31 protein-coding genes are annotated in these 24,618 nt (G+C 41.5%); 4 read left to right on the top strand and 27 right to left on the bottom strand.

The window, feature by feature from the left end:
* Position 1 precedes the first annotated feature (1 nt).
* On the top strand, positions 2–796 hold the full coding sequence (locus tag MD536_RS15140) for a DUF3108 domain-containing protein (protein ID WP_239601617.1): 795 nt from the start codon (positions 2–4) through the stop codon (positions 794–796).
* A 40-nt stretch (positions 797–836) separates the two neighbouring features.
* Here MD536_RS15140 and MD536_RS15135 read toward each other — a convergent pair whose 3' ends face one another.
* Genes MD536_RS15135 through MD536_RS15115 form a run of 5 tightly spaced genes read right to left on the bottom strand, consistent with a single transcriptional unit; the run spans position 837 to position 5,006 of the window.
* Entirely contained in the window at positions 837–1,667 is an 831-nt protein-coding gene (locus tag MD536_RS15135) for an MBL fold metallo-hydrolase (RefSeq protein WP_239601609.1), read from the bottom strand.
* The gene (locus MD536_RS15130) at positions 1,648–2,988 is read right to left on the bottom strand and encodes an MFS transporter (RefSeq protein WP_239601608.1); all 1,341 of its coding nucleotides are present in this window, start codon (positions 2,986–2,988) and stop codon (positions 1,648–1,650) included. The genes MD536_RS15135 and MD536_RS15130 overlap by 20 nt, the downstream gene beginning before the upstream one ends.
* A 27-nt stretch (positions 2,989–3,015) precedes the next feature.
* Positions 3,016–3,846, bottom strand: a complete 831-nt coding sequence (locus MD536_RS15125; protein WP_239601603.1) for an undecaprenyl-diphosphate phosphatase — start codon at positions 3,844–3,846, stop codon at positions 3,016–3,018.
* Between the two features lie 10 nt (positions 3,847–3,856).
* On the bottom strand, positions 3,857–4,117 hold the full coding sequence (locus MD536_RS15120) for a DUF3098 domain-containing protein (protein WP_239601601.1): 261 nt from the start codon (positions 4,115–4,117) through the stop codon (positions 3,857–3,859).
* A gap of 16 nt (positions 4,118–4,133) precedes the next feature.
* Entirely contained in the window at positions 4,134–5,006 is an 873-nt protein-coding gene (locus tag MD536_RS15115) for a cell division protein FtsX (protein WP_239601599.1), read from the bottom strand.
* 144 nt (positions 5,007–5,150) lie between these two features.
* On the opposite strand from MD536_RS15115, the gene leuS reads away from it, so the two are divergent.
* Positions 5,151–7,928 carry a leucine--tRNA ligase gene (leuS, locus tag MD536_RS15110; RefSeq protein ID WP_239601598.1) on the top strand — a complete coding sequence of 926 codons (2,778 nt, stop codon included), beginning with the start codon at positions 5,151–5,153 and terminating at the stop codon, positions 7,926–7,928.
* Between the two features lie 438 nt (positions 7,929–8,366).
* Here leuS and MD536_RS15105 read toward each other — a convergent pair whose 3' ends face one another.
* From MD536_RS15105 to MD536_RS15085, 5 genes are all read right to left on the bottom strand, one after another.
* Positions 8,367–9,479, bottom strand: a complete 1,113-nt coding sequence (locus MD536_RS15105) for a hypothetical protein (RefSeq protein WP_239601597.1) — start codon at positions 9,477–9,479, stop codon at positions 8,367–8,369.
* A gap of 24 nt (positions 9,480–9,503) precedes the next feature.
* Positions 9,504–9,938, bottom strand: a complete 435-nt coding sequence (locus tag MD536_RS15100; protein WP_239601596.1) for a class I SAM-dependent methyltransferase — start codon at positions 9,936–9,938, stop codon at positions 9,504–9,506.
* On the bottom strand, positions 9,935–10,408 hold the full coding sequence (locus tag MD536_RS15095; RefSeq protein ID WP_239601595.1) for a GNAT family N-acetyltransferase: 474 nt from the start codon (positions 10,406–10,408) through the stop codon (positions 9,935–9,937). The genes MD536_RS15100 and MD536_RS15095 overlap by 4 nt, the downstream gene beginning before the upstream one ends.
* Before the next feature lie 27 nt (positions 10,409–10,435).
* The gene (locus MD536_RS15090; protein ID WP_239601594.1) at positions 10,436–10,849 is read right to left on the bottom strand and encodes an ester cyclase; all 414 of its coding nucleotides are present in this window, start codon (positions 10,847–10,849) and stop codon (positions 10,436–10,438) included.
* 67 nt (positions 10,850–10,916) lie between these two features.
* A complete protein-coding gene (locus MD536_RS15085; protein WP_239601593.1) occupies positions 10,917–11,480 on the bottom strand; it encodes a Crp/Fnr family transcriptional regulator in 564 nt (187 codons plus the stop codon).
* Between the two features lie 82 nt (positions 11,481–11,562).
* Between MD536_RS15085 and MD536_RS15080 the strand changes: the two genes are divergently transcribed.
* Positions 11,563–12,561, top strand: a complete 999-nt coding sequence (locus MD536_RS15080; protein ID WP_239601591.1) for a S41 family peptidase — start codon at positions 11,563–11,565, stop codon at positions 12,559–12,561.
* Here MD536_RS15080 and MD536_RS15075 read toward each other — a convergent pair.
* From MD536_RS15075 to MD536_RS15030, 10 genes are all read right to left on the bottom strand, one after another.
* Positions 12,547–13,026, bottom strand: coding sequence for a YdeI/OmpD-associated family protein (locus MD536_RS15075; protein ID WP_239601589.1), 480 nt, complete (start codon positions 13,024–13,026; stop codon positions 12,547–12,549). The genes MD536_RS15080 and MD536_RS15075 overlap by 15 nt on opposite strands.
* Before the next feature lie 12 nt (positions 13,027–13,038).
* Complete coding sequence (locus MD536_RS15070; RefSeq protein ID WP_239601587.1) at positions 13,039–13,575, bottom strand: DinB family protein; 537 nt, start codon at positions 13,573–13,575, stop codon at positions 13,039–13,041.
* 15 nt (positions 13,576–13,590) lie between these two features.
* Positions 13,591–13,956, bottom strand: coding sequence for a DUF2200 domain-containing protein (locus MD536_RS15065; RefSeq protein ID WP_239601585.1), 366 nt, complete (start codon positions 13,954–13,956; stop codon positions 13,591–13,593).
* Entirely contained in the window at positions 13,953–14,420 is a 468-nt protein-coding gene (locus MD536_RS15060; RefSeq protein ID WP_239601583.1) for a hypothetical protein, read from the bottom strand. The genes MD536_RS15065 and MD536_RS15060 overlap by 4 nt, the downstream gene beginning before the upstream one ends.
* Positions 14,421–14,499: 79 nt before the next feature.
* Complete coding sequence (locus MD536_RS15055; protein WP_239601581.1) at positions 14,500–15,228, bottom strand: carbon-nitrogen hydrolase family protein; 729 nt, start codon at positions 15,226–15,228, stop codon at positions 14,500–14,502.
* Complete coding sequence (locus MD536_RS15050) at positions 15,225–16,499, bottom strand: serine hydrolase domain-containing protein (RefSeq protein WP_239601579.1); 1,275 nt, start codon at positions 16,497–16,499, stop codon at positions 15,225–15,227. Before MD536_RS15050 ends, MD536_RS15055 begins: the two co-directional genes overlap by 4 nt.
* Positions 16,500–16,512: 13 nt before the next feature.
* A complete protein-coding gene (locus MD536_RS15045) occupies positions 16,513–17,130 on the bottom strand; it encodes a succinate dehydrogenase/fumarate reductase transmembrane subunit (protein WP_239601577.1) in 618 nt (205 codons plus the stop codon).
* A 74-nt stretch (positions 17,131–17,204) separates the two neighbouring features.
* The gene (locus MD536_RS15040; RefSeq protein ID WP_239601575.1) at positions 17,205–17,657 is read right to left on the bottom strand and encodes an RES family NAD+ phosphorylase; all 453 of its coding nucleotides are present in this window, start codon (positions 17,655–17,657) and stop codon (positions 17,205–17,207) included.
* Positions 17,658–17,660: 3 nt separating this feature from the next.
* Positions 17,661–18,083 carry an Xre family toxin-antitoxin system antitoxin gene (locus tag MD536_RS15035; RefSeq protein ID WP_239601573.1) on the bottom strand — a complete coding sequence of 141 codons (423 nt, stop codon included), beginning with the start codon at positions 18,081–18,083 and terminating at the stop codon, positions 17,661–17,663.
* Positions 18,084–18,134: 51 nt separating this feature from the next.
* On the bottom strand, positions 18,135–19,208 hold the full coding sequence (locus MD536_RS15030; protein WP_239601571.1) for a serine hydrolase domain-containing protein: 1,074 nt from the start codon (positions 19,206–19,208) through the stop codon (positions 18,135–18,137).
* Between the two features lie 159 nt (positions 19,209–19,367).
* Here MD536_RS15030 and MD536_RS15025 point away from each other — a divergent pair, with 159 nt between their 5' ends.
* Entirely contained in the window at positions 19,368–20,048 is a 681-nt protein-coding gene (locus MD536_RS15025; RefSeq protein ID WP_239601569.1) for a DUF2202 domain-containing protein, read from the top strand.
* A gap of 7 nt (positions 20,049–20,055) precedes the next feature.
* On the opposite strand, the gene MD536_RS15020 is transcribed toward MD536_RS15025, so the two are convergent.
* The 7 genes from MD536_RS15020 to MD536_RS14990 all read right to left on the bottom strand — a co-directional run bounded on the left by MD536_RS15020 (position 20,056) and on the right by MD536_RS14990 (position 24,607).
* Complete coding sequence (locus tag MD536_RS15020; RefSeq protein ID WP_239601566.1) at positions 20,056–20,766, bottom strand: CPBP family intramembrane glutamic endopeptidase; 711 nt, start codon at positions 20,764–20,766, stop codon at positions 20,056–20,058.
* A 49-nt stretch (positions 20,767–20,815) separates the two neighbouring features.
* Positions 20,816–21,388 (bottom strand): Crp/Fnr family transcriptional regulator, encoded by a 573-nt coding sequence (locus tag MD536_RS15015; RefSeq protein WP_239601564.1) that lies wholly within the window; start codon positions 21,386–21,388, stop codon positions 20,816–20,818.
* A 1-nt stretch (position 21,389) separates the two neighbouring features.
* Entirely contained in the window at positions 21,390–21,830 is a 441-nt protein-coding gene (locus tag MD536_RS15010; RefSeq protein WP_239601562.1) for an RDD family protein, read from the bottom strand.
* A 33-nt stretch (positions 21,831–21,863) separates the two neighbouring features.
* Entirely contained in the window at positions 21,864–23,111 is a 1,248-nt protein-coding gene (locus MD536_RS15005) for a S41 family peptidase (RefSeq protein ID WP_239601560.1), read from the bottom strand.
* Between the two features lie 18 nt (positions 23,112–23,129).
* A complete protein-coding gene (locus MD536_RS15000; protein WP_239601558.1) occupies positions 23,130–23,819 on the bottom strand; it encodes a nucleotidyl transferase AbiEii/AbiGii toxin family protein in 690 nt (229 codons plus the stop codon).
* Positions 23,816–24,310 carry a hypothetical protein gene (locus tag MD536_RS14995; protein WP_239601556.1) on the bottom strand — a complete coding sequence of 165 codons (495 nt, stop codon included), beginning with the start codon at positions 24,308–24,310 and terminating at the stop codon, positions 23,816–23,818. The genes MD536_RS15000 and MD536_RS14995 overlap by 4 nt, the downstream gene beginning before the upstream one ends.
* Positions 24,311–24,430: 120 nt before the next feature.
* A complete protein-coding gene (locus MD536_RS14990) occupies positions 24,431–24,607 on the bottom strand; it encodes a hypothetical protein (RefSeq protein ID WP_239601554.1) in 177 nt (58 codons plus the stop codon).
* Positions 24,608–24,618: the final 11 nt, after the last annotated feature.

Below are 24,618 nucleotides of genomic sequence, written 5' to 3'. Positions count from 1 at the left end.
GATGAAAAGATTTTTAGCGTTCATATTCGTAAGCCTGGTGTTTTCCAAAAGACTGGATGCATACAATGAGTTTTGTGGTGTTCGCAACATCGCTTTTGTAAATGGTGAATCCACTACCTATAAAGTCTTTTATACACTGGCTGGTATGTATATTGGTGCCGGAGAAGCTAACTTCTCAGTGCGTCTAACCAACCTCAATGGTAATCCGGTGTACCATGTAATTGGAGATGGCAAGACTTACAGTTTCTATGATAACTTCTTTAAAGTGCGGGATAAATATGAATCCTATATCGATACGTTTTCAATGCAACCGCACAAGTTTATCCGGAATGTGTACGAGGGTGGGTATACGAAATTTCAGACAGTTAATTTTGATCACAAAGCCAATAAGGCGATTGCCAACTATGGCACGTTTGATGTTCCAAATTGTGTGCAGGATGTAGTGAGCTCCATCTATTATGCGCGTAATATCGATTTCAGTAAATACAAGCCGGGAGATAAAATTCCTTTTTCCATGTTCCTGGATGATGAAACCTATAATCTCTACATCCGTTACCTGGGTAAGGAAACGATCAAAACCAAGTACGGGAAATTTCGCTCCATCAAATTCAAACCGCTGCTGGTGAAGGGAACCATTTTTGAAGGGGGCGAAAAAATGACGGTTTGGGTTAGCGACGATGGGAACAAAATCCCTCTGCGTGTGGAGAGTCCGATTAGCGTCGGCAGTGTAAAAGTTGACATGATGTCTTACCGCAACCTGCGCTATCCCCTAAGCAGTTTGGTGGGCGTACGATAATTTCATCCGCCACCCGTCCGGTGCCACCGGACGGGTGAGGTTACAACTCAGTCAATTTCAGTGTTGCCCCTGCCCGCACTCCTTTTTCCGTCTGTACCAGTTCTGCCAGTTCAATTTGAGGATCATGTTCGAAATAAAGCAGGTAGTTGTTTTCTACTGCCTCTGCGAGGAAAGATTTTTTCTCCTGCAAGGTGGTTAGCGGAAACATATCATAGGCCATTACATAAGGAATGGGCAGATGTGCAGCTGAAGGTAGTAGATCCGCCATGTACACAATCGTTCTTCCTTTGTAATTTAGTTGAGGCAGCATCATGGAATTGGTATGGCCATTGACCAGTCGCACAGAAAAATTATCTGTAAAAGATTCCCCTTCTATAAATTTCAATTGTCCCGATTCCTGGATGGGTAAAATATTGTCCTTCAAAAAAGATGCTTTCTCCCGGTCGTTGGGGTGCACCGCCCAGTTCCAGTGATCTGCATGACTCCAGTAAGTAGCGTTTTTGAAAGCAGGTATCAATTGATCTCCCTGGCGGATGATGGCACCTCCGCAATGATCGAAATGCAGGTGGGTGAGAAACACGTCGGTGATATCATCGTGATGAAAACCATGTTGGGCAAGTGAGCTGTCCAAGCTGCTATCACCATGCAAATGATAATGCGAAAAGAATTTGGTATCCTGTTTATTACCAATGCCGGTATCTATTAAAATTAGCCGGTTCCCATCTTCAACCAGCAGGCAACGCATGGCCCAGGTGCAAAGATTGTTTTCATCCGCCGGATTCAGTTTATTCCACATGGTTTTGGGAACCACACCAAACATGGCACCACCGTCCAGTTTAAAATAACCCGTATCAATTGTATAGAGTTGCATGTGTTTTATCGTAGGCTTTTTTGGTATAGAATAAGGCGATCAGTCCGAGTACAAAGAATACACCTAATGCTATGATTGAATTGCGCATACTCCCGGTTATCTCTTCGAGGTAGCCAAAAGTAAAGATGCCAATGACAATAGCGATCTTCTCTGTTACATCGTAGAAGCTGAAAAAGGAAGTCGTGTCCTGCGTAGGCGGCAACAGTTTGGAATAGGTGCTTCGGCTCATACTCTGGATGCCACCCATTACCAATCCTACACAGGCAGCCAGAATATAAAACTGCGTTTGTGTCTGTACGTAATAACCGGCGATGCATACTAGTATCCAGATGCTTACCGCAATGATCAGCACCCACATATTCCCGATTTTTTTTGATAGCCGGCTCAATCCAATAGCGCCAATAATAGCTACTAGCTGGATCAGGATGATGGTGATCAATAATTTCGGTTCATCCTCGGGATTAGGGAAGATTTCCTTTTTCCCGAAACCGGCAGCTACTAGCATCACAGTTTGCACGCCCATATTGTAAAGAAAAAAGGACAACAGGAATCGTTTTAAAACAGCCATCTGTTTGAGCTGGCTCCAAACCAGTTGTAATTCGTGGAAGCCATTTACAAGAACATGTTTTTTTGATTTTCGCTCGGCCTTGCTACTGAGAGGCAATACGCGCAGTGTGAATTGAGCAAATCCAAACCACCAGAGTCCTACTAATAGGAAGGAAAATCGAGGACCAAGGGTTTTATCTTTTGCATCAAATCCAAACAGGCTTTCCAGAATACCAGGATTTAAAATCAGAATAAAACAAATGATCTGCAGCAACACAGATCCTACGTAACCCAACGCAAATCCTTTTGCACTGACACGATCCTGGTCTTCCGGTGCAGCTATATCAGGCAGATAGGAATTGTAAAATACCAAACTCGCCCAATAACCCAATGCCGCAATGGAAAAGAAGATGATACCTAACTCGATGCGGTCGGGCGTAAAAAAGAACAAACCTAAACAGGCGGCGGATCCCATAAAACTGAACCAGCGCAGGTACACTTTTTTATTACGCCGATAATCTGCAATAGATGAAAGAATCGGGCTGCTAAAGGCCACCAGCAGGAAAACCACACTGAGGGCATAATCCATCAGTGCCGTGTTCACAAATTCCCTTCCGAAAAAAGAAACTTTATGCTGGCCATTGCCATTGCCGGAAGAAGTGATCGCCACAAAATAAGCTGGGAAAATGGTACTGGTGATTACCAGGTTATACGCACTGTTGGCCCAATCGTACATGGCCCAACCATTGATTACTTTTTTTGGTGCCGTCTGCATGCAGTTGCTTGGTTTTGGAACAGGGACTTATCCATTCTGGATGGCACCTGTCCACAGCAATATAAGAAGAATTATACCAGCCACAATCCGGTAATAACCGAACCAGCGGAAGCCGTGTTTCTGGAGAAAACCAATAAAGAATTTGATGGCCAGGAGTGCCACCACAAAGGCTACAATATTTCCAACTACAAAAGCAACCAGGTTGTCCTGGGAGCTGAGCAGCATTTCATATCCTTTCTGCTCTATGCCATCTGCCCCGGGCCAGTCTTTTAATACCAGGGAATAACCGGTGGCTGCTGCCATTGTTGGCACTGCCAGGAAAAAAGAAAATTCAGCTGCCACTTTACGACTCAATCCCTGCTGCATACCCCCAATAATAGAGGCTGCACTTCTGCTTACACCGGGAATCATTGCCAGGCACTGCCAAATACCAATAATGATGGCTTTACCATAACCGATTTCAGCTTCTTCGTGTATGCGTGGATGTTGAAAACTGCGATCAATGAATATCAGTACAAAACCTCCCAATAACAGGGTGATGGCTACTGTAAGCGGACTCTCCAGCAGGGCATCAATCTGATCTGAAAACAGGAAACCCAATAAAAGTGCCGGAACCACGGCCAGGGCCAATTTGATATAAAAGCTGAAACTTTTAAAGTCGACGAATTTCTTCCAGTAAAGCACCACCACGGCGAGAATCGCCCCCAACTGGATAGCTACTTCAAATAATTTGGTGAAGGATTCGGTATGGATACCCAGCAGGGAACTGGCAATGATCATGTGACCGGTAGAAGAGACAGGTAAAAACTCGGTCAGGCCCTCTACGATGGCTATGATAATGGCTTCAAGAATACTCATGGAAAAAAGATCAGGAGGTTGGCTTTTTGAAGATGGCCACTACTTCCAGCGCCAATCCAGCAATAATCAGGATAGGTGCAATGGTGATCCGCGTAGTGCTGTAGACTTCTTTCTGCTCAAATACAGTCGGATCAGCACTTCTGCCTCCAGCCATCAGCAATAATCCCAATGCAATCACAGCAATTCCTGCCAGCATCCAAATATAGTTGGTCTTTCCGAACAGGCTTTCGGAGGTATGTGAGGTAGTTGTAGTTGTTACTTTCTTAGACATGGTTGCAAAATAAGGATTAATAGAGATCATCCAGCTTCATCTTCAGGTATTTCACCACGCTGCGGTGGGTACTCAGCAATGAAATCAGGATTCCGAGTAATATGATGCCTGCTCCCAGGATGGTCAGCCAGGTGGTATCCCGCATGGCTTTGAGCTCCGGAAGCTGTTGTTCGGCAAAAAAGATCAGGGCGATGATTCCAGCAATCGCAATTACCCCGGCAATAGCCCCGTTCAAAATTGCCCGCATATCCATCGGTTTGGCAATAAAGCCCCGGGTTGCCCCCACCATCTGCATGGTTTTGATGATAAACCGGTTGCTGAACATGGCCAATCGGATGGTATTATCTATCAGTACAATCACCACCACACAGAGCACGATCGCAATAATCAGCAGAATCAGGCTGATTTTTTTCACGTTCTCATTCAGGTTATCAACCAATGTGCGGGGATACTGCACATCATTCACAGCAATATTCTGTTCCAGGTCGGCCTGGATGGCTGCCAGGGAATCAGAATGTACATATTCATTAATAAGGGTAAAATCTATACTGGCCGGCAGGGGGTTGGCTTCCAGGATATTTTTCCAATCGTCATTCCCATCTGCCATGAATTTCTTCTTCGCATCCTCCTTGGTTACATAGGTGTACTGCCGCACATAGGGCTTGCTGGCAATGTACTGAGTCAGTTCCACACTGTCTTTAGAAGAGATATTTTCTTTCAGATATACCCGCACTTCCACATTTTCCTTGAAATATTGCCCCAGTTTGTTGGCATTGATCACGATCCAGCCAAGCAGTCCCAGGATGAACAGCACCAGGGATACCCCCAGAATGGACATGAAATAGGATGGCTGGGAACGTTTCGCGGAGGATTTTCCGATTTGCGTCATGATTTGATGTTTCGATGGGTCAGTACTTGTCGACGCGGACAAAAATAGCGGTTTTAGCCTTTCTGTTTGTATTTTTGTCGCCCCTTGGCCAGTTCTTTTAAGGCCAATTTCACATTTAAAATATTGTTGATCCAATTAGTAAGCATGGAGTATAGTTTCAGGCAGATCGAAAAAAAATGGCAGGCAGCGTGGAAAGCGAATCAGACTTACCAGGTTTCCAATATTTCTGACAAGCCCAAATGTTATGTGCTGGATATGTTCCCATATCCGAGTGGAGCAGGGCTTCATGTGGGCCATCCCCTCGGTTATATTGCCAGCGATATCTACAGCCGGTTCAAACGCCTGAAAGGATACAATGTATTACACCCGATGGGCTATGATGCTTTTGGATTGCCCGCAGAACAGTATGCCATCGAACATGGTGTACATCCGGCTGTGAGCACCGAGACTAATATTCAGAATTTCCGCAAGCAGCTGGATAATATCGGTTTCTGCTTCGACTGGAGCAGGGAAGTGCGTACCTGCGACCCTTCCTATTACAAATGGACACAGTGGATCTTCCTGCAATTATTTGAATCTTATTATAACCGGGCTGCCGGAAAAGCTGAATCTATCGCCTCCCTGGTTACCATTTTTGAAGAGAAGGGAAATGAAGGAGTTGTTTGTCCCGGTGAACCGGGACTTCAATTCACTGCGGCCGACTGGAAAGCATATTCTTACCAGCGCCAACAGGAAATCCTGATGAATTATCGACTGGCCTATTGTGGATATGGAGAAGTCAACTGGTGCGAGGCATTGGGAACCGTATTAGCTAATGATGAAGTGGTGAATGGGGTGAGTGAGCGTGGTGGTCATCCCGTTGTAAAAAAGAAACTGCGCCAGTGGTACCTGCGTATCACAGAATATGCGGATCGCCTGCTGGAAGGATTGGATCGCATCGAGTTCAGTGAGGCCATGAAGGAAATGCAGACCAACTGGATCGGCAAGAGTTATGGCGCGGAGATTGATTTCGCAGTGAAGTCAGAGAAAGGAACTGTATCCAGCCTGAGAGTGTATACAACCCGGCCCGATACCATTTTTGGCGTGGACTTTATGGTAGTGGCACCAGAACTGGATATCGTGGAAGGATTAAAATCAGAAGGACAGGTTGCTGCTGTAGAGCAATACCTTGATTATGTAAAGAGTCGAAGTGAGCGGGAACGCATGGCGGAGAAAAAGATCACTGGCGTATTTACTGGTTCCTATGCCATCAATCCTTTTGATGGCAGAGAAATTCCGATCTGGTTATCTGAATACGTGTTGGCAGGATATGGTACCGGTGCTATTATGGCCGTGCCTTGCGGCGATGAAAGAGATCATCGTTTTGCAGAACATTTTTCCATTCCGATTACCAACATTATTGGTGCACAGTATGATGGAGTGGAAGCCAATCCTACCAAGGATGCGATTCTCGAGAACAGCGGTTTCCTGAATGGTATTGGCATGCGCGAAGCAACTGAAATCGTGCTGAAGAAACTGGAAGAGATGGGTATCGGTAATCGCAAAGTGAATTACCGGATGCGGGATGCAGCGTTTAGCCGTCAGCGTTATTGGGGTGAACCTTTCCCGGTTAAATGGCAGAATGGGGTGGCGAAAGCATTACCTGCTTCTGATCTACCACTGGAATTGCCTTATGTGGAATCTTACAAACCCGGACCAGAAGGAGAGGGCCCCCTGGCCAATATTCCGGAATGGATTGCTGCAGAACTGGAAACCAATACCATGCCTGGTTATGCCGGATCTTCCTGGTATTTCCTGCGTTATATGGATCCAAAGAATGAGAAGGAATTTTGTTCCCGCTCGGCCAGTGATTACTGGGGCCAGGTGGATTTGTATATCGGCGGAACAGAGCATGCCGTAGGGCATTTATTATACAGCCGGATGTGGACCAAAGTATTGTATGACCTCGGACATATCGGTTTTGATGAGCCCTATAAGAAGTTGGTGAACCAGGGCATGATCCAGGGAAGCAGTCGGTTTGTTTACAGGATCAATGGCACGAATACATTTGTGTCGAAGGGCTTGTTGAATGAAGAAGGAATGTATGAAGGCAAGCTGGTTGATAAACTGCATGTGGATGTGAATATCGTGGATGGATATGCGCTGGATAGAGAGGCGTTTAAGAAATGGAAACCCGAATATGCCCAGGCAGAATTTGTGCTGGAGAATGAGCAGTATCTCTGTGGCTCGGAGGTGGAGAAAATGTCCAAGTCCAAGTTCAATACTGTGAACCCGGACCATATCGTAGAGAGATTCGGCGCGGATACCTTCCGCATGTATGAAATGTTCCTTGGGCCCGTGGAAATTAGTAAACCCTGGGATACCAAAGGCATTGAAGGAGTACATCGTTTCCTTAAGAAGTTCTGGCGTTTGTATGTGGATGAGAACAAGGGACTGAACCTGACTGATGAAGCTCCAACTGCGGCAGAATTGAAGGTCTTACATCGTACCATCCGCAAGATCGAAGAAGATACCGAGCGCTTTTCTTTTAATACAGGCGTGAGTGGCTTTATGATCTGTGTGAATGAATTGAATGAGTTGAAATGCCGGAAGAAAAGCATCTTGTTACCACTGCTGGTATTGCTGGCGCCTTATGCGCCGCATATTACAGAAGAGCTGTGGCAACTGGCCGGACAGCCAGGTTCTGTTTTGGATGCAGCTTTCCCTGAGTTTACGGAAGAATATGTGCGGGAGTCGGCCAAGGCTTACCCTGTAGCAATTAATGGCAAAACGCGCACAGAGATCACCATCGGTTTGGAGGTTTCACAGGCGGAAGTGGAGGAGATTGTGCTGGCAAATGAGCTGGTGCAGAAATGGCTGGAGGGGAAGGCACCGAAAAAGATAGTGTACGTGAAAAACAGGATGATTAATGTGGTGATTTAGCCCGTTTGAGCACTGATAAAATTTCCAAAAAACCGTCGTAAATGTCCATTTATCGACGGTTTTTGCTTGAAGGGCGAAAGAGTTTTTAAAGGGCGAAAAAGCGTACCATCTTTGTATCAGCAACAGAGAATAGTAGTCCCTAGATCCTAAACCAATCCAATACCTCTGAAGCGACCGTAGAAACAGCAGAAACCAATCCAATCCTTTTGAAAGCAGCAGTAAATGAATCCGACATCCGCGAAAACAACTAGAATCCAACCCAATGAAGAAGATTTATCAATGCGTCCATCATTGGTAGATTGATTGTCCGGGCTCCCTGAAAATGATGAGCTAAACAAAAAAAGTGTAAGCAGTTATTGAAAGGCCTATTTCTATGAAACCGTAGGTTGTTGACTCGTCCGGAAAAAAATTGAACCGCCCCTTGTGGGCGGTTTTTTATTATTCAGTTATTTTGTCAAATGAACAGTGGATATATCCAAGATCTTTGTTTTCAAGAGGACAAATGAAGAGGTCAACCCGTCCAGGTTCATCACTGTTGCTTTCAAATACTATGCTAAGGAAAAGAGTAAAATAAACAAAGTTTTTACTGTGCCACTTCGATTCTTTAGGCTTCATTGGAAATTGAGGGTTGTGTCCTTTTGGAATGATAATTTCTTCAATTGTTGCACTATAAAAATACTCACCCTTCCAGTTTTTTGATTTGGTGAATGCTGCTTGAAAATTATTTCGTCTATTATCTGGCCTTTCAATGTAGAGTATTTCTGTTTTTTTAGGAACTAATAAATTCTTATCAATACATTCACCGGCTAAAATAATTTCTATTCCTTTCGAAGAATCCCCTCGATTCCAGAATGAAAAATCCAGTTTACTACTTTCACCTTTTTTTAATGTCAAAATCGAATGAGTTTGAAAAAATTGAAAAGTGGTCAGAGGTAATACTGGTTTTATTGGTTTGTTTTTCTGCCTGAAATGAAGTGCAATTCCATCATTTTTATGAAACTCCTGGATATCTTCAAAACCTGAAATCAAGTATGCTGAGTTTATTCTGGCGAGTTGTGCAAAAGCCTGTAAGAATTCCTCGGCAAAAATGGGGTTGTTGTGCCATGCTTTTTGTATGTCTTCAAAAATATGTGGGGGGTGAAGTACGTCTGACCATGCTTCAGGTTTATTCTTATTAAAATTGACCTTCTTTCTGATATTAGATATTGAATCTACTTCTTTCCCGTTTGTAAATAGGCACATTGATATGGAATCACTATCATGCACTAGTATTGACAGTGTGCTTGTTTTTATGGAAGAAGAAAGAAATTTTGCCAATTGCTTTAAATCGGTCAAATGTTGCAATTCAGTATCTTCATCGTAAATGGAAACCCAGTTTGAATCAGGTTTAGACACTATCAGAACTGATTTATCTGCTTCATCCTGATTGTCGATTGGTTCGTAATCAAGTTCACTATTGTATTGCTTTAAACAAAAAACAATTTCTTCAATCAGATTTTCTTTTTTTAATAAATCTATTTTGATTTGAATATTGGTAAAAAAAGCTCCCATATTATAGTTGATGATAGATAGGGTCTAATTTTTTTTGAAATGCATAAGATCAATTTCCTGAATTATCTCAGGACCATCAATAAATAGTTTACCTTTTTTACTAAGTACACTTACTATATTGGCAAATGCTTTATGTGCCAATTCAGGATGCCGGCCATCCAAAGCGCCAACCCGTATTGCAACCGCCAAATCAAACAATGGCTCGGTTGAATCAAGTTTAAAATTTTCAATGGCCATCTTTTTAAACGCCAATTTCCCTGATTCGATTTCCAGTGTGGAATTTTTAATGGCTTGCTGAATTGCCTTATCAGATCGATCAATTCCCAATACAAAACCTTCTCCAATCTGGTTGGCTATTGCTCTGGCTAATACACCGGGACCACAGCCGATTTCCAGTACCCTGATTCCCTCTTTAAGAGGGAGTGCATGTAAAACTGCCAAAAGCCTATTTGAGATCATCTGGCTAAATTTTTTTCCATCACAACTATGTTTCTTGACTCAACCTCCATTCGTTCCAATACCTGCCAACCGCATCTTTTGTAAAGTGATTCAGCCGTATCCGTATATAAATGGAGTTTTGTTATGCCCTCTTTTTTCGCTTCTTCTTCTACATTTTTACAAAGCAAGGCACCGAATCCCTTACCTCTTTCCGTCGGAATCGTGTAAACCAAAGCAAGCCAATATGTATAGATTTTCAGCCTCGGTATCTTTTCCAGGATACGCACGTTATTGTATACGCCAGCTGTTCCAATAGGAACTCCATCCCTGGTCATGACAAGTTGAAACTGATCTTTTAGCGGTGTAATGGTAGCCAGCCTGGTTAGCGTTGTCTCCAGAGGAAATTTCCATTCCATCTGGTACCAGTTGGCTATTTGCTGAAAGACATCAGATTGATTATAAGTCAGTCGGCTGCATGCTATTCCTGCCATACTCCAAAATAAATAAAATTTAATTGCCTATGTCTTACTCGTGTTCTTTTGCCGGATTTGACTTTCTATCGATTGGCCATCAATCAATGCATAATGCGCTTTGATTTTTCCATCTTTCAGGATAAAATGGCGATAACCAACACATTCAATCTCGGCCTGGGTTGGCTCGATGTTACGCCAGTTGCCAATATGCACTAAGTGCATTCGTATTCTTATCATGCACTGGTTGTCTTCAGTTACCTGGCTTTCAATAAAACTCAGGTGGCTGAATGAGCTACCTGTTTGCTTTATCCATTGAATGGTGCCTTCTTTTCCACGTGGATAGGAAGCCGGTAGAGAATGATCCTCAAAATCAGGGTGTAAATACGTGTCGATTTTGTCAAATGCCTGCTGGTTCCAGATTTCATGCAGGAATGCTTTAATAAGTAATGATTGCTCCATTGGTGATTTTTTATTGCACAAAATTGGAGCAGGCAGCAAAGCGATACCTGCGTCAAAAATCACAAAATCAGCGGGCTGAACGAAAGCGGCTGAGTGATTCCCGGCTAATTCCTAAATAGGAAGCTAGCTGCGTGAGAGAGACTCTTTGAAGTAAATCTGGTTGGGTTGCCACCAGGTGTTCAAATCGTTGTTTTGGTGCCAATAATTTGAAACTTTCGGTATGAAGGGTTTGGCGGGTAAGCAACAATTCCAGCACTTTTCTCCCAAAGCTTTCAATTTCATGTGATGCTGAATAGGCAGCCAGGAGCTTGTTTTTGTTTAGAATAACTACTGTTGTTTTCTCCAGGGCCTTGATGGAGCTGGTGGAAGGCTGTTGACTGGTAAGACTCTGGATATTGGTTGCAAAATCATTTTCGAAATGGAATGCGGTGTTGATTTCTTTTCCATCCAGATTGTGAAAAGATTTACAGGATCCCTCCACTATAAAGAAAATGGATTGGCATATCTGCCCTTCTTTTACTAACAGTTCTCCTTTTTTGAATGTCCTTTCTGTGAAACAGGACTGGAGGATATTCCAACTGTTATCAGAGAGGGGTTTGATCGATCGGATATATGATTTCAGCGCTTCCATTAGTTTTCCCTATAAATGATTGTTAACCTCAAGGAGCAAAATGAATTTATTATAGTTTTATAAAAAAATACAGTTGTATTGAATGAAAATAGTTAGTGTTATCATTCTTTTGTTTTCAAGATTTTTGGTAGCTGCCCAGCCAGTTCAGTCATTGAAATGGTTGGTGGATTCTTCTTTATCTATCATGGAGCAGCATGCTATAAATAGAAAACAAGTCAACTGGAGTGAAATTCGTACAGCTGTGTATAAAGATACTAAGGGGCAAACAGAAAGAGATTCTGTTCTTTACAAATTAAAATCAGTTTTTAGACAGATTGATGATTATCATGGTGGTTTTCAAGTGAAGAACAAGTTTATAAAATGGGAAGAGGGCAGGAGATCTGTTGTTGTAGATAAGTTGATTGACTCAGCCATAAAATATGCTCCAAAGATTCTCGTAAAGCGCTTCGGTAATATTGGATATTTCAGGGTACCGGGAGGTACAACAAAAAATGTTTCCTATGTAACACAAATCCTGATTGACAGCTTGTGTACAATCGATCCCGCAACAATTGATGGATGGATAATTGATCTCCGGTTAAATACAGGAGGGAATAGCTGGTTTATGCTGAACAGCTTGTCTTGGTTAATTGGAGACGGACAAGCAGGCGGAATTCGATATACAGATGGTCGTACAGATGATAAAATCAGGATAAAGGATACCAAGGTAATTGGATACAATCAAACATTTTCGATTGAAAAAAATACTTGTGGACTAACTGATAAAAATCTACCTGTTGTGGTTTTGATGGGGCCCAAAACTGCGAGCTCAGCAGAGGTAGTTGCACTTGCATTTAAAGGCAGAAAAAATGCAATTTTAATGGGAGAGCCATCTGCAGGGTATGTAACCAATAATAATAGCTTTCCGCTAGCGCCTGACATTACGCTGGTGTTAGCTACCGGCTATATGCTAGATAGGAATGGGAAGGCATATAATTCCAGTATACTTCCAGATATGGAAGTTATTGGTGGCGATAATCCATTTTTGCTGGATCAGGATAAAAAAGTATTGGAAGCTATCAAATGGCTAAGGAATAAATGAGTTTTTTTCTACAAATTGCCGAACTAATTTATTAATCCGCTCTATCCTTGTTGATTCGGTTTTGGCCTCGTATATCCATTTCACCCATTTTTCCTGGTCGGATTCGTTGAGAGTTTGAAAATAGGTATACGCTGCTGGTTCGTCTTTCAGGCAATCAAGCAAATCTTGCGGTATTTCAAGTTGATCATCATCCGGGAATAAAATTACATGAACCTTGTCTCCAGCCTGTTTTTTTATTTTCTTCCGGATTTCCGCCTTAACTGGCAGGAATAATAAGCCATTGCCCATCGGCATCAGGTGATAACGTTGTATTGGATAACCATCGATTGTTCCTTTGACTCTAACCCATCCAAACGGCTTTTCTTTATTTTGACGAATCTCCGGCAGTGCAACATAGGTCCAGCCCCCTTTTCCTGGAATTTTTTCAAGAAGGTAGCTTTTATTCACAAGGGGAGCAACAGACATAGAATGATTATTTTATTTTTTTATACAACTAATATCACCTTCCCGAAAGGACCACTCCGTATGCTGATTCAGTTCCTGCCGGATTATCAGTTGCAGTTGTCCTACATGGTGAGCTGTATGACGCAGATTGTAAAGCAATATTTCAAGAAAAGAGTAGTCCATATCCCCTTCTTCAGAACCTTCTGTGAAGCGTGGTTGTGTAGTATCTCCGGTTAGTGAAAATACAAGCCCCTTACATTTTGCGCGAATGACCTCTACATACTGCAATAATTCTTCTTTTGTGTAAATCACATCCGGTATCATATCTCCAATAGATTCAGCTGGCCTTTGCTCAACAGGAAGTTGTGTAAACGATAATAGCGGAGTGAAGCTTGACGGTGGAAAACTGGAATAATAATCAAGGAAAACGATGGTGTGAAAACTGAGATAATAGGCACGCTTATGATGGGAGAAGAAATCATCCGGAACAGTGTGAATACAATTCGTGAGCATATCAATGCACGCTCCAAACTGATTCCATAGTTCTTGACAGAAGTTATTAGTTGGCATAATTGTACCCGAATATCAGGATTCGCGTAATATCTTTTCCATTTTTTTACCCTTGGCCAATTCATCCACCAGCTTATCCAGGTATCGTACCTGTTGGGTAAGCGGATTCTCAATTTCCTCTACCCGATAGCCGCAAATCAGTCCGGTTATCAGATGCGCATTCGGATTCATTGTTGCCTGCTGAAAAAAAGCTTCGAAACTGACTTTTTGTTCAATCAATTCCTGAATCCTGGCATCACTAAAACCAGTCAGCCATTGAATCACCTGGTGTAATTCCGCCTTTGTTCTGCCTTTTTTCTCCACCTTAGTTAGATAGTGAGGATAGACAGAAGCAAAGCTCATCCTGGCAATTTTTTCATCATGTGCGGCAGTTGATTTCATAATTCGCTGTATTGAAGTTTTTCAATCCAATCTCTGGCTGCTGCAGGATCTACAAAATAATGTTCCTGTTCCGTGCTAAACCTGGATTCATACAGATCCATTTTTGTTTGATCCTGGTGAGAATGGGCAACACCTATACATTGTATACCACGATTAGTTCTAATGGTCATTTGTTTTGCTTCTTCTTCAAATAAATTTACATATCCCTCTTTCCATCCATAGTTTGCCAGCGTGAGTGGAATAACCGACCTGAATCTTTTATGCGCTTCCAGGTTGGCGGCAGTAAATCCATGCAGGTTTACAAATAACTTGAATTGGGTATTGGCTTCCATATGTTCGAGGGTACTTACAAATTCCTCTTCCCAATTTTCAATATCCGATTTTTCCAAAATGCCACTGAGCTGCGTTACCAACAAAGATTTCTCCGGGTACCAATTGGTTTCTACTTTTTTACTTGTTTCCATAAAGTAAAATTACAATTGACTAAGATTCCGTATTGCCCTGGCGCAGCTTCTGCTCATTTTTTAACTGAATATATAGCATCTAGATAAGTAGCGTGCTTGCCTTATCCTTGTCAGTTTCATAGAAAAGCAGTCCCTCTTGTTTATTGCCTAGCTGTTCGATTAAATTTCCTTCATTCGACCAGATCGCAGTTTGTCCGGCAGCCTCAAAATCATCACAGGGTCCGATACAGTTTACCATCATAACGGGTATGGAATACTTGCGGGCGATTGATGAAAAATAAGCCATCGCCTTATCTACTCCCTGTTGAGATTTGGCTACACTTGCCAAATAAAGATTGGCACCCAGCTGATACGCGTTCTCTGAATGATCCGGTTGCAGGCTCTCATAACAAATGGCAGGTGCGATCTGGTAATTTTTAACCGGGATTAATACCTGCTGTTCGCCGGCTTCAAAAAATGGAAACTCATCCGAGTGTAGCTGCTGTTTGAAATAGTAGTGTCGCATTTGCAGAGGCTGAAAAATGGCCATACCAATCTTTGGCTTTTTCCTGCCAGCAATTGGCATACCCACGCCGATCGATATGGATAACTGATTGCTTAGTTCCTGGAGTTCATCCAGGATTGTATCGCCCTCCTTCATTGCCAGCTGTTCCGCCAGTGCAGATTCATAACTGGTAATGGATAATTCCGGAAAAAAGACACAATCCGAACCTGCTTGTGCAGCCTGCCTGATATAGTTTTTATGAATTGCCAGATTGGCTTCGGTATTTCCTTTTACCGGCTTTATTTGTGCCAGACTTATTTTCATTCCCTGGTCTTTTTGAGATAGTAGATATTGTCTGTTTCCTTGATCTGTAATTCACCCCGTTGAGGGAAGAATTCAAAATAATACCCGCTGGATGAATGCATAAAATAGTTCTCGGCAATTGGTTCCAGTTCAAAAACGATGCCCTTGGTTTCAGCAGCTAATCGCGTCCCTGTCACAGTACATTTCACTGTTATCTGCTCATTTGAATAGGTTCCGGTATAGTTATTCAGATATATTTTCTTGTTATTGCCGAAGGGAAGATAAAAGGGCTCATCAAAGCAGATTTTCAGTACTCCTTCTATCAGATCCGTGCGTGGATAATGTATGCCATTAGTACAATAGGAAATGGATAAACCGTCTTCCGGGTAATGCCAGACCGCCGTATAGAATTCTTCTATTCTTCCATTGTGCCCATAACTTTTTTTACTGCCATATTTGTTGGCAAAGATCCCCATTCCATACTCATTTACAATTGTCTCCATTCTTGCTAAGCTTGCCTGGGTGATGAGTTTGTTGGTAAACAGGGCATTGATGAAAAGAATCAAATCTTCCGGGCGGGATATAATAGCACCTGCCCCTCCATGAATGCGTAAATCGGTTGACTTTTCGGGTATCCAATTTCCATTATTGTATTTGAATGAAGGGACTTGCGGCTTTTTTATACTTGCTTCAGTTCCGAACCATGTATTCGTTAATTGGAGCGGATCAATTATTCGTTTCTTTAAGACCTCCGCATAGCTTGCCTTTGAAATCTTTTCAATAATATACCCAAGTAAAAGAAAGTTGCTATTGCTGTATTCCGATCTTTCACGTGGTAGGAAATCACTTCCTTTTTGCCTGATAATAGTTAAAAGTTCAGCTTGCGATTTCGGTTGATCCATCCAGGTAGTGAAATCCGTATCCTTGGTATAATCGTGCAACCCACTTCTGTGATAAAGCATGTCTTCGATGGATACAGAGGCAGCATTGGGGAGATCAGGATAAAACCTGCTTAGCTTCTGGTCTAAGGATAGTTTTCTTTCTTCAATTAGTTGAAATACGAGTACAGCAGTAAATAATTTGGTTACGGATCCAATTCTGTATTGGCTAGCAGGACCTAATTCTTTCCTGTAAACAAGCTGTCCGTTTTTTGAGATAGCAAGGCTTCCCATCGCTACACCTTTGGAAGAAAGCGTTGTTAAAAAACTGTCCAGCTTCCTGTTATTGATTTGCTGGGCGCAAGAGGTGCTTATATACAGCCAAAGAAATATGGAGAGAAGGATTGATTTCATCTGAGGCAACTGCTTATGACCCCGTCAAGATACGATACTCCTCGGGTATTTCGATGCCGGAGAATTGATTCGTCAATCCATAAAAGATCAGCAAGGTTAAAACTGCTCCCAGGATCAAAATGGCCCATGCTTGCTGAACCGGACTTAGGCCCAATATAGGTTGATTCATTTTTTTACTGTGTATGGCTGCCAGGTGTCCGAAAAAAGAAAGGATGGCCAAAGCATAATAGGGTATAAAAAACAAGTTTACGGGAAAGCTATTAATTCCTGCTGCTCCAAAGTAAAAGTTGGTATCCAGTTTTAAATAGAACCTTCCAACCAATACGGCACTGACATGAATAACCAGGAAAATGGCAAGATATAGTCCGCTATACAGGTGTAGTTTATCAAAAAAGGTAGCCTTCCTACTGTCCTTCCTTCGGAATAACTGATGTCCGGATAGTATTTGAAACACCACCGCAACCAGCAGTATAATTTCAATAACAGGATGGCGGTAAAATTTTCGAAGGCTATCCATTAACTCAATATGCCGATCAATACCAACAATGCTGATAAAATGATTGAATAAATGAATGCCAACAAAGAGGGCCAATAAGATGCCTGAGAAAAAATGAACTTGTCTTGTTTTCATTTAGATTGTCTTCAGGCGAAATTCCTGATATCCTTGGTTGGAAATATTATCCTGGGGTAAGAACTCTAATGTTCTTACAATAATCTCGTGTCCCAGAAATAAGATTCAGTTCTTACCAGTTTAACCTTTTCTTGAAAATCCGGATGTTCTGTATTGATGACAAAATTGTATTCATATGGTATGATAACAGAGGGAACTTTTAGTAGTAAGCTTTCTCTCTTGTTATACCATTCTGAGCCAATTTTTTGTAACTGTCCGTACGCGGCAAATAATCGCCAGTTTGCAGGTAGCTCTTTTAGTTGAATTTGCCTGATTAAATGATCATCATCTGCTATAGAAATGACCATCATTTTATAAATTTCTGAGGGTTCAATACTTCCTTTATGAACGATACATTCAAGGGATGAAAGTGATCTGGAAGATCCGCAATAAATTACCTGTTGCCCTTTTTGATTCCACCAGTTAGCTCTTCCAGATGATAGCAGGTGGTTTGAGAAAACATCTTTTGATATTCTAAAAACTTCCATCACTCACACATTATCTCCATACTCTATTGCGGTTAATCTATCATCGACGAATTTGATGCCTGTTACGGTATTTAAAAAGGTTGTAGGTTTCGAATTATCAAAATGGAAGTTGGATGTATTTAGCCACTGTTCAAATGCTTTAGCTGAGCCAAAAACATTAATTCCGTGTTTCATTAAGGCCAATAACAACAGAATATGTTCTTTGATGTTTTCTTTAAAAATACTTTTAGGCTTACGATATTCCCTGTAGGTCTTAACACTAAGATTTAACCATTCAGCTAGCACCTCATCATTAAAATTTGTTAGTTTTTTGATAGCATTTAAATAATTCGAATTAATCTCTTTACTGTGGAGAAAATAGAGGATCTCACTATCATTGATTTGCAGAGGGATTTCCGCTGTCAATTTAATTTCATAGTTCTCCATGCTGATTAATTTACAACTAATTTACAAAAAATAGAATAGGTGCTATTTTACTCAATTAATCACCGCACTGATTTTCTCCCAAAGCGCATTGTCAAATCCTGATACTGCAAAATCAGGATTGTCCGGATTCGATGCCTGTCCCATCCGAATCACTACCATTTTTTTGCTGGGGATTACATATACGCGCTGATCACCGGCACCCATACCTGCGAACATATCTGCAGGAGCATTCGGGATCAATGTTCCCTGGTACACGGTCTGATCACTTGGTAACATATACTTGGATTTGCCATTTAACCACCACATATAACCGTAAGAGGGATTGATGGCCTGGGAGGTGGTAGTGCTTGCAGTAATGAATGCTTCATTCACGACCTGCTCTGTATTCCATTTTCCTTTGTTCAGGGCAAGGATGCCAAATCTTGCCATACTTCTGGCAGTACTGTGATAGATCGTAAAGATGGTACCGAAATTCCATCTGCCATCCATACCGATTTTATTTTTGAGTTTGGCATTGAAGTACGCTTCAAATTCCTGGTTGCTGGCTTCCGCCACCACATCGGTCAGTTTTTGAAAAATATTGCTATAGGCCCAACGGGTGCCAGCATCGGCAACATAGGTCAGGTTGGACTTGATCATTAATTGTTTGGTGTCATCATTGCCGGATGTCATTGTCAGCAAATGTTTTACTGTGATCAGGTTCTCTTTCTCAAGCGGCATGCTTGTCCAGCCCGTTCCCAAATAATCGGATGCTTTATTATTGATGTTCACCAATCCATCCTGGGCAGCCAGGCCGGTGGTAGTAGCAACCAGGGTTTTACCGGCGCTGTTCCATTCCCATTCAGTGCTTGCATTGTGGCCATTGAAATATTCTTCCATCACAATCCGGCCATTTACCAGGATCATAAAGGATTTGGTATTATTAGCAGCAAGAAAATCTTTCAGGGGCTGAACTGCATTCTGCTTCCATCCGAGGCTGGACAGGCTGGTGGTTTCCCAGGTGAAATTCCCCGAAACAGGAGGGAAGTACATGGTTTCAGGGGGCGTAGTTGGCCCATCAATATTGTCTTTACTACAGCTTGAAAAAGATACAAGGATAAGCAGCAGGTAGGCGATTGGTTTCATAAAATTGGAACTTGATTTTTCTTTGGACGCGCTTTTTTGCCGAAAGTTTAATCTCTCGTATTACAAAAATCGGTAACGTAAGATTGAGGTTGATTATTGTGTAACTACAGTTACTAAACGACAAGGTGACTTATGGTAACTTGAACAAAATTCTTCACAATGAAAAACTCAGCTAAAAATATAGGCAAACTCTTCCTGTTAGCAGTTTCATTGTTTCTATTTTCCTGTACAAAAGAGGATGTTTCAGATCAAGTGGATAATTATACTGATAACTTTAATTACACTAGTCTGGAAGCACAAATAAAAAGCTTACCCAAAGAGCCATTGAATACTGCAGAATTAGCCTCCTTGTCGTTTATGCGGGAAGAAGAGAAACTGGCAAAGGATGTATATATTAGTTTGTACAATAAATGGGGGGTAAAGATTTTTACCAATATTTCTGCCAGTGAACTCACTCACATGAACACGGTTTTGTTATTGTTGAATAAATATGGTTTAACAGATCCCGTTGGTTCAAATCCAGTTGGTGTGTTTAGAGACACATCGCTACAGCAACTCTATAACCAACTTGTGGCAAAAGGAAATACGAGTATTTTAGAAGCGTATATAGTAGGTGCGACTATTGAAGATCTGGATCTGTTTGATTTAAAGAATCAGCTAATCAATATTGATAATCAGGACATACGATTGGTTTATGAAATGCTGATGAAAGGAAGTCGTAATCACCTGCGATCATTTTATAAGAATATCCTGAAAGTTGGAGGTTCCTATACTCCTCAATTTATTTCTCAGGCGGAGTTTGACGCCATTGTTAATAGCGGAATGGAAACAGGATATTAATGCGAATCTATTGCACCGCCTGGAAAACCCCAAACAACGCAGATAAGATAACCAGCCAGTGAATGATGATGGTGATATAAAGTCGCCTGCTAAATAGTAATATAACCCCAAATGCCAATCCCCAAATCAGGAACCACCAAAACTGGTCGATGGATTTTAGTCCGTGTTGGAAAACAAAAGGGATGGCCGCCAACGCTACAGCGAGCCATTTATTAACCCGATGACTTTCCAATGCCCGGATAGCAAACCCGCGATATACGATCTCTTCTGAAATACCCGCCGTGAGTCCCATGATAACAAAGAGGATCCTTGCGCCAGTTGTTTTGGGAATAAGAGAGTAGACCGAAGCTAACCTGGCGGGATCCACCTGCATATTGGCGAGAGCTATTTCAATAAAGGCAACAATCCCAAACCCAACCAAGAAGTAACCTGCGATAAAAAAAAGCGTTTGTTTATTATTCAAAGAATAATTCAAAAATTCCCAATTAAGACCAGCTTTTTTTAGTATCCGGGAAATGAGCAGGATTTGGACCAGGTACCATACCGTAACCAGGATCCAGAAAAAGAGGATGAAATCAAATCCGGCTGCTGTAAATGCTTCTTTCTTCAGTAACAGCAGGGATAGCAGGGTGGAAATGATCGGAAATCCGAACAGTACCAACAACAACTGGGTTGCCGGAATTTTTGGTGATGAGTTAGCAGTAATGGTTGGTGGCATACTGCGAAAATAGCTGTACAAGGCAGTACAGCAGTTACCATTTGGTAAGTCAGCTTAGTTTGCCGGACCGGATCCTGCTGAGACTTTGAGGCGTAATACCCAGGTAGGACGCGAGGTATTTAAGTGGGGTTCGGGTAATATTGGGATTGGTTTTCAGCATCTCAAGGTATCGCTCCCTGGCAGTTTTGGTCAATAAGTCGATCTGCTGGTTTTGTTTGTAGATAAAGCTGGCTTCCGCTGCAATTCGGGTTACTTTTTCACCTTTGGCATCGGAAGCAAAGGTCTTTTGAAACTCCTGGTAACTAATCCGGAAAATAGTACTGTCTTCAAACAACCTCACTTCGATCGGAGTAGGTTGCCTAGTAGTGAAAGACATATAATCGTTCAGAAAATCTCGGTCAAAAGAGATATCAATACAAACAAAGTTATTCTTCTTCCAGATCAGGTTTCCTCCTGAGCCTTCCATGATGAAATTCATGTATTTCTCCACAGTGCCGGCAGGCTTGAGAATAGTTTCTTTCGGGTACTGAATCACTTCACCCAATTGTTCAAAATTGCGCCATACCTGGAGCTCCAGTTTTATGTAGGGGTCAAAAAATTCTTTTAGGAGTTGCGCTACCATATTATCCGTTTTCACTTTTTTGAAACTCACCATCTTCAACTACCATTGTTCTCGATAATACATCGTGCCAGGCTTTAGCGTCAGCTCCTAAACCAAGGGATAAAAATTCAAAAGGAATGGCCCTAGACCATGTTCTGATCAGGAAAAGCCGGAATTCAGGTTGTACCCCTTTCTTGAAAACCACCTTCGTTTTTGTAATATATTTTCCGATCGTTTTTCTGAAAAAGTATTCGCTTAATATGGAATATGCGCCTAAAACAAAAAACCAAAGCAGACCAATGAATATGTAATCAATGGAGGGGAAGGTTCTTGCAAGGTATCCCAAAAAGTATAAAAAAATAAACCAGATACTCGTGTCTATTAAAAAGTTGAAAAATCTCTTTTTCTTGGAAGCTTCTGTAACCAGATTTCCTTCATTATCTTTTAAATTTTTGGTTGTCATATTGTATGTGAAGTGATTTGGAATTATTGGTTACTATCGCCATATTTTATTAACCTGTTTCAACCAGTCTTCCTGATTTGATAATTCAATATCCGGTTGAATCCCAATATCTTCAAATTTAAACATACCAGGCGTTCGCATATCGGTTGGATAAAAAACAAATTCTCCCCCTGCTATAGGAATATGCCTGCCATAGTTACTGCCATAGGCAAGCATGCCTTTGGTTGACTGACCAGCCAGTACAACCCCTTTCAGTCTGGATAATCTTTGTGCAGTTATTTCTCCCTGGCTGATAGTATAAGCGTTGATTAATACTATCACACGTGATTTTTTCCGTATTTGCCTGATCCACTTGATATACGGCTTTGCCATGGAAGCAGCACCGCCGGTGTTATTGCGTAAATCAAAAACAATAGTAGGCTGTGGTTCAGAGCGGGTAAGCAATTGATACAGACTATCAGATTGTTGCCTCCGCTTTCCATTATTGGAAAAACTGCTCACGCGTACATATTGTACGGAAGGCATCGGCTTACTCAATAAAAAAGGACTGGCCGTATCTGGCAAATTGCAATAATCCGGTAGGTTTAGCTCTTTTGTGTAAATACCCGTATAATTGGATGGATACAATTTGGAATACATGAGTTGTTGATTGGCATAGCGCTCAGTAGCGTAGTAATTGAAATGCTTGGTAACCGGGTGCAGGTAAATGGCCGAAAACCGATTGTTTTCTTTTTCGCTTAACCAGGCCATGATGTGTCCGGGCTTTACATAAGGGGTTGAGGATTCCAGTACCACCCCCATGTATTGTTGCTCACCGGTTTTTAAGATGCCCAGATTGAAATCGCTACCATAGTGAAAAATCCCCTCTATGTCCTCTTTGGATTTACGGGCTAATTCCTCTTTCAATGAATCAAGGTTCCAGGTTACGGAAGGCACATCACGGAAATAGTCAGCAGCAAATAATGAATCGATTTGTTCCCTGGTTTTGAATAGCTGGTAATTTACCCGTTGATAAAAACCCAGGTGATTATCCTTCACAAGGTCCAGTAGTTTCGTTAATAAGAGAAAGCGTTGCCAGGCGAGCGTAGTGTCAGGGCTTACCAGCAGTTCCGCTTTCTTTTGCTGGTAATGCTGTTTTCGGTCACCTTTGATTTGTTGCTTGAATGACTTGGTTTTCCGGAGCAGTGAATCAAGGGAATTCACTTCCTGCTGGAATCGTGTGGTTTGAGCGAAACTTAGGTGGTGCAGGAAAAGAAGGATGAGTAACGAAAATATGCGCATTTACATAATTGATTAGGATTAATAGGTATTCTTTGATTGTGAAACAAATCTGTTGAGTGCCTCTATTATTTTGATGCCTTCAGTGTTTCCTGCGTGGCAACCTATCCATTCTTCAAGGTATATATTGCTATTAATTTGTTTACATTCTTCAATAAGGTAGCTTCGTAAATTTGGATTCGCTTCAGCCATTTCCTTCCAAATTGTCCTTCTGTTTCCCCATACAAATACAATATCCTCAAAGTCTGAACTCATTCTTCCATCGTTATTTCCCCGGCTTTTGAAGGCTTCCATTTTAGTTGCTATAAAATATGCGGGAGAAAAAATCTTCACCGTGTGCTGAGGATCTATTGTATAATTTATGGATGTTTTAAACCCTTCTTTGTACCATATATTTATAAAACCAAGGATTTGTTCTTCAGTTGGCATTACATCTACAACAATACCAGAATGAAGATATCGGCCGATAAACTTGGCTTTTTTGTCATTTTCAAATCCCATTACCCTAAGCTGTTCTTCCAATTTTGCGAATTCAGTTTTACTGGTGATTTCTATTAATATATCAACATCCTCTGTTGGTCTTGTTTCTTCAGCTTGCCTGTCAGCATAAAGTGATACTGTGGCTCCGCCTACAAATACTACTTCACTTCTTAATTGGCCGAGAGCATTATATACTGCTTTTATCCGCGAAATATTTTCCTGGTGGCTCATAATATTTGTCTCTTTAGTTCTGCAATTGCCACTTTTACTTCCCTAACGCGGCCTACCCGAATTACATCAAGCAATGCCAATAGCAAATAAAGAGCAGGGTCAATTTTGGCAGCTTTTACCTGATTTTTATATAATGGTTCAATTGTCAATCCTCGAACATCACCAAATGCTTCATTCCAAACGTAATTTATTTCACTTGGGAATTTTGTTTGCATAAATGGGTGGGAGTGAGCAGTATAAATACCATTAACCATTGTGCCGGGACGTGCAGGAAAAACATAACGCAAGCCATGTTCCAGAAATTCCATCAAGGATTGCCGGAATACAACTTTTTTGGATGCATCAATCAATCCTGCTACCTCACTTCGCGAGAGTGAGTCAGACACTTCTGCCGGACTGATAAAAAGTTCTCCTGCCAAATCCTTGTTTTGCCAGGGACTGTTTTTTTTTGTAATGATTTTCAAAAGAATGACCACGTCTTGTGGCCTCATACCATTGTGCTGCCTCATTCAATAAAGGTAGTGAAAATTCGTAATACGTGAATTGCGAATTTCGAAATAAATTGAATATCAATATTATAGGTTTATATTATCCTCAACTTTTGTTGGATTCTAAGCACTGTCTTCTGATTTGCGTGTATTTTTCTTTACAAGAGTATCCAGTAATTCTTGTCTTTTTTCATTTAATCGTTCCTGCTTTTCCTCACGCCTTATTCTGGATTTTTGACTTACATAGTAAAAAAAGGATAGTGCAATAAATATTGCAATGAGGCCATATGGAATGTTCATGCAAACAGGTT

The organism is Flavihumibacter cheonanensis, assembly GCF_022352215.1.
Lineage (GTDB): Bacteria > Bacteroidota > Bacteroidia > Chitinophagales > Chitinophagaceae > Flavihumibacter > Flavihumibacter cheonanensis.
This window is presented reverse-complemented; position numbering and strand designations above follow the sequence as displayed.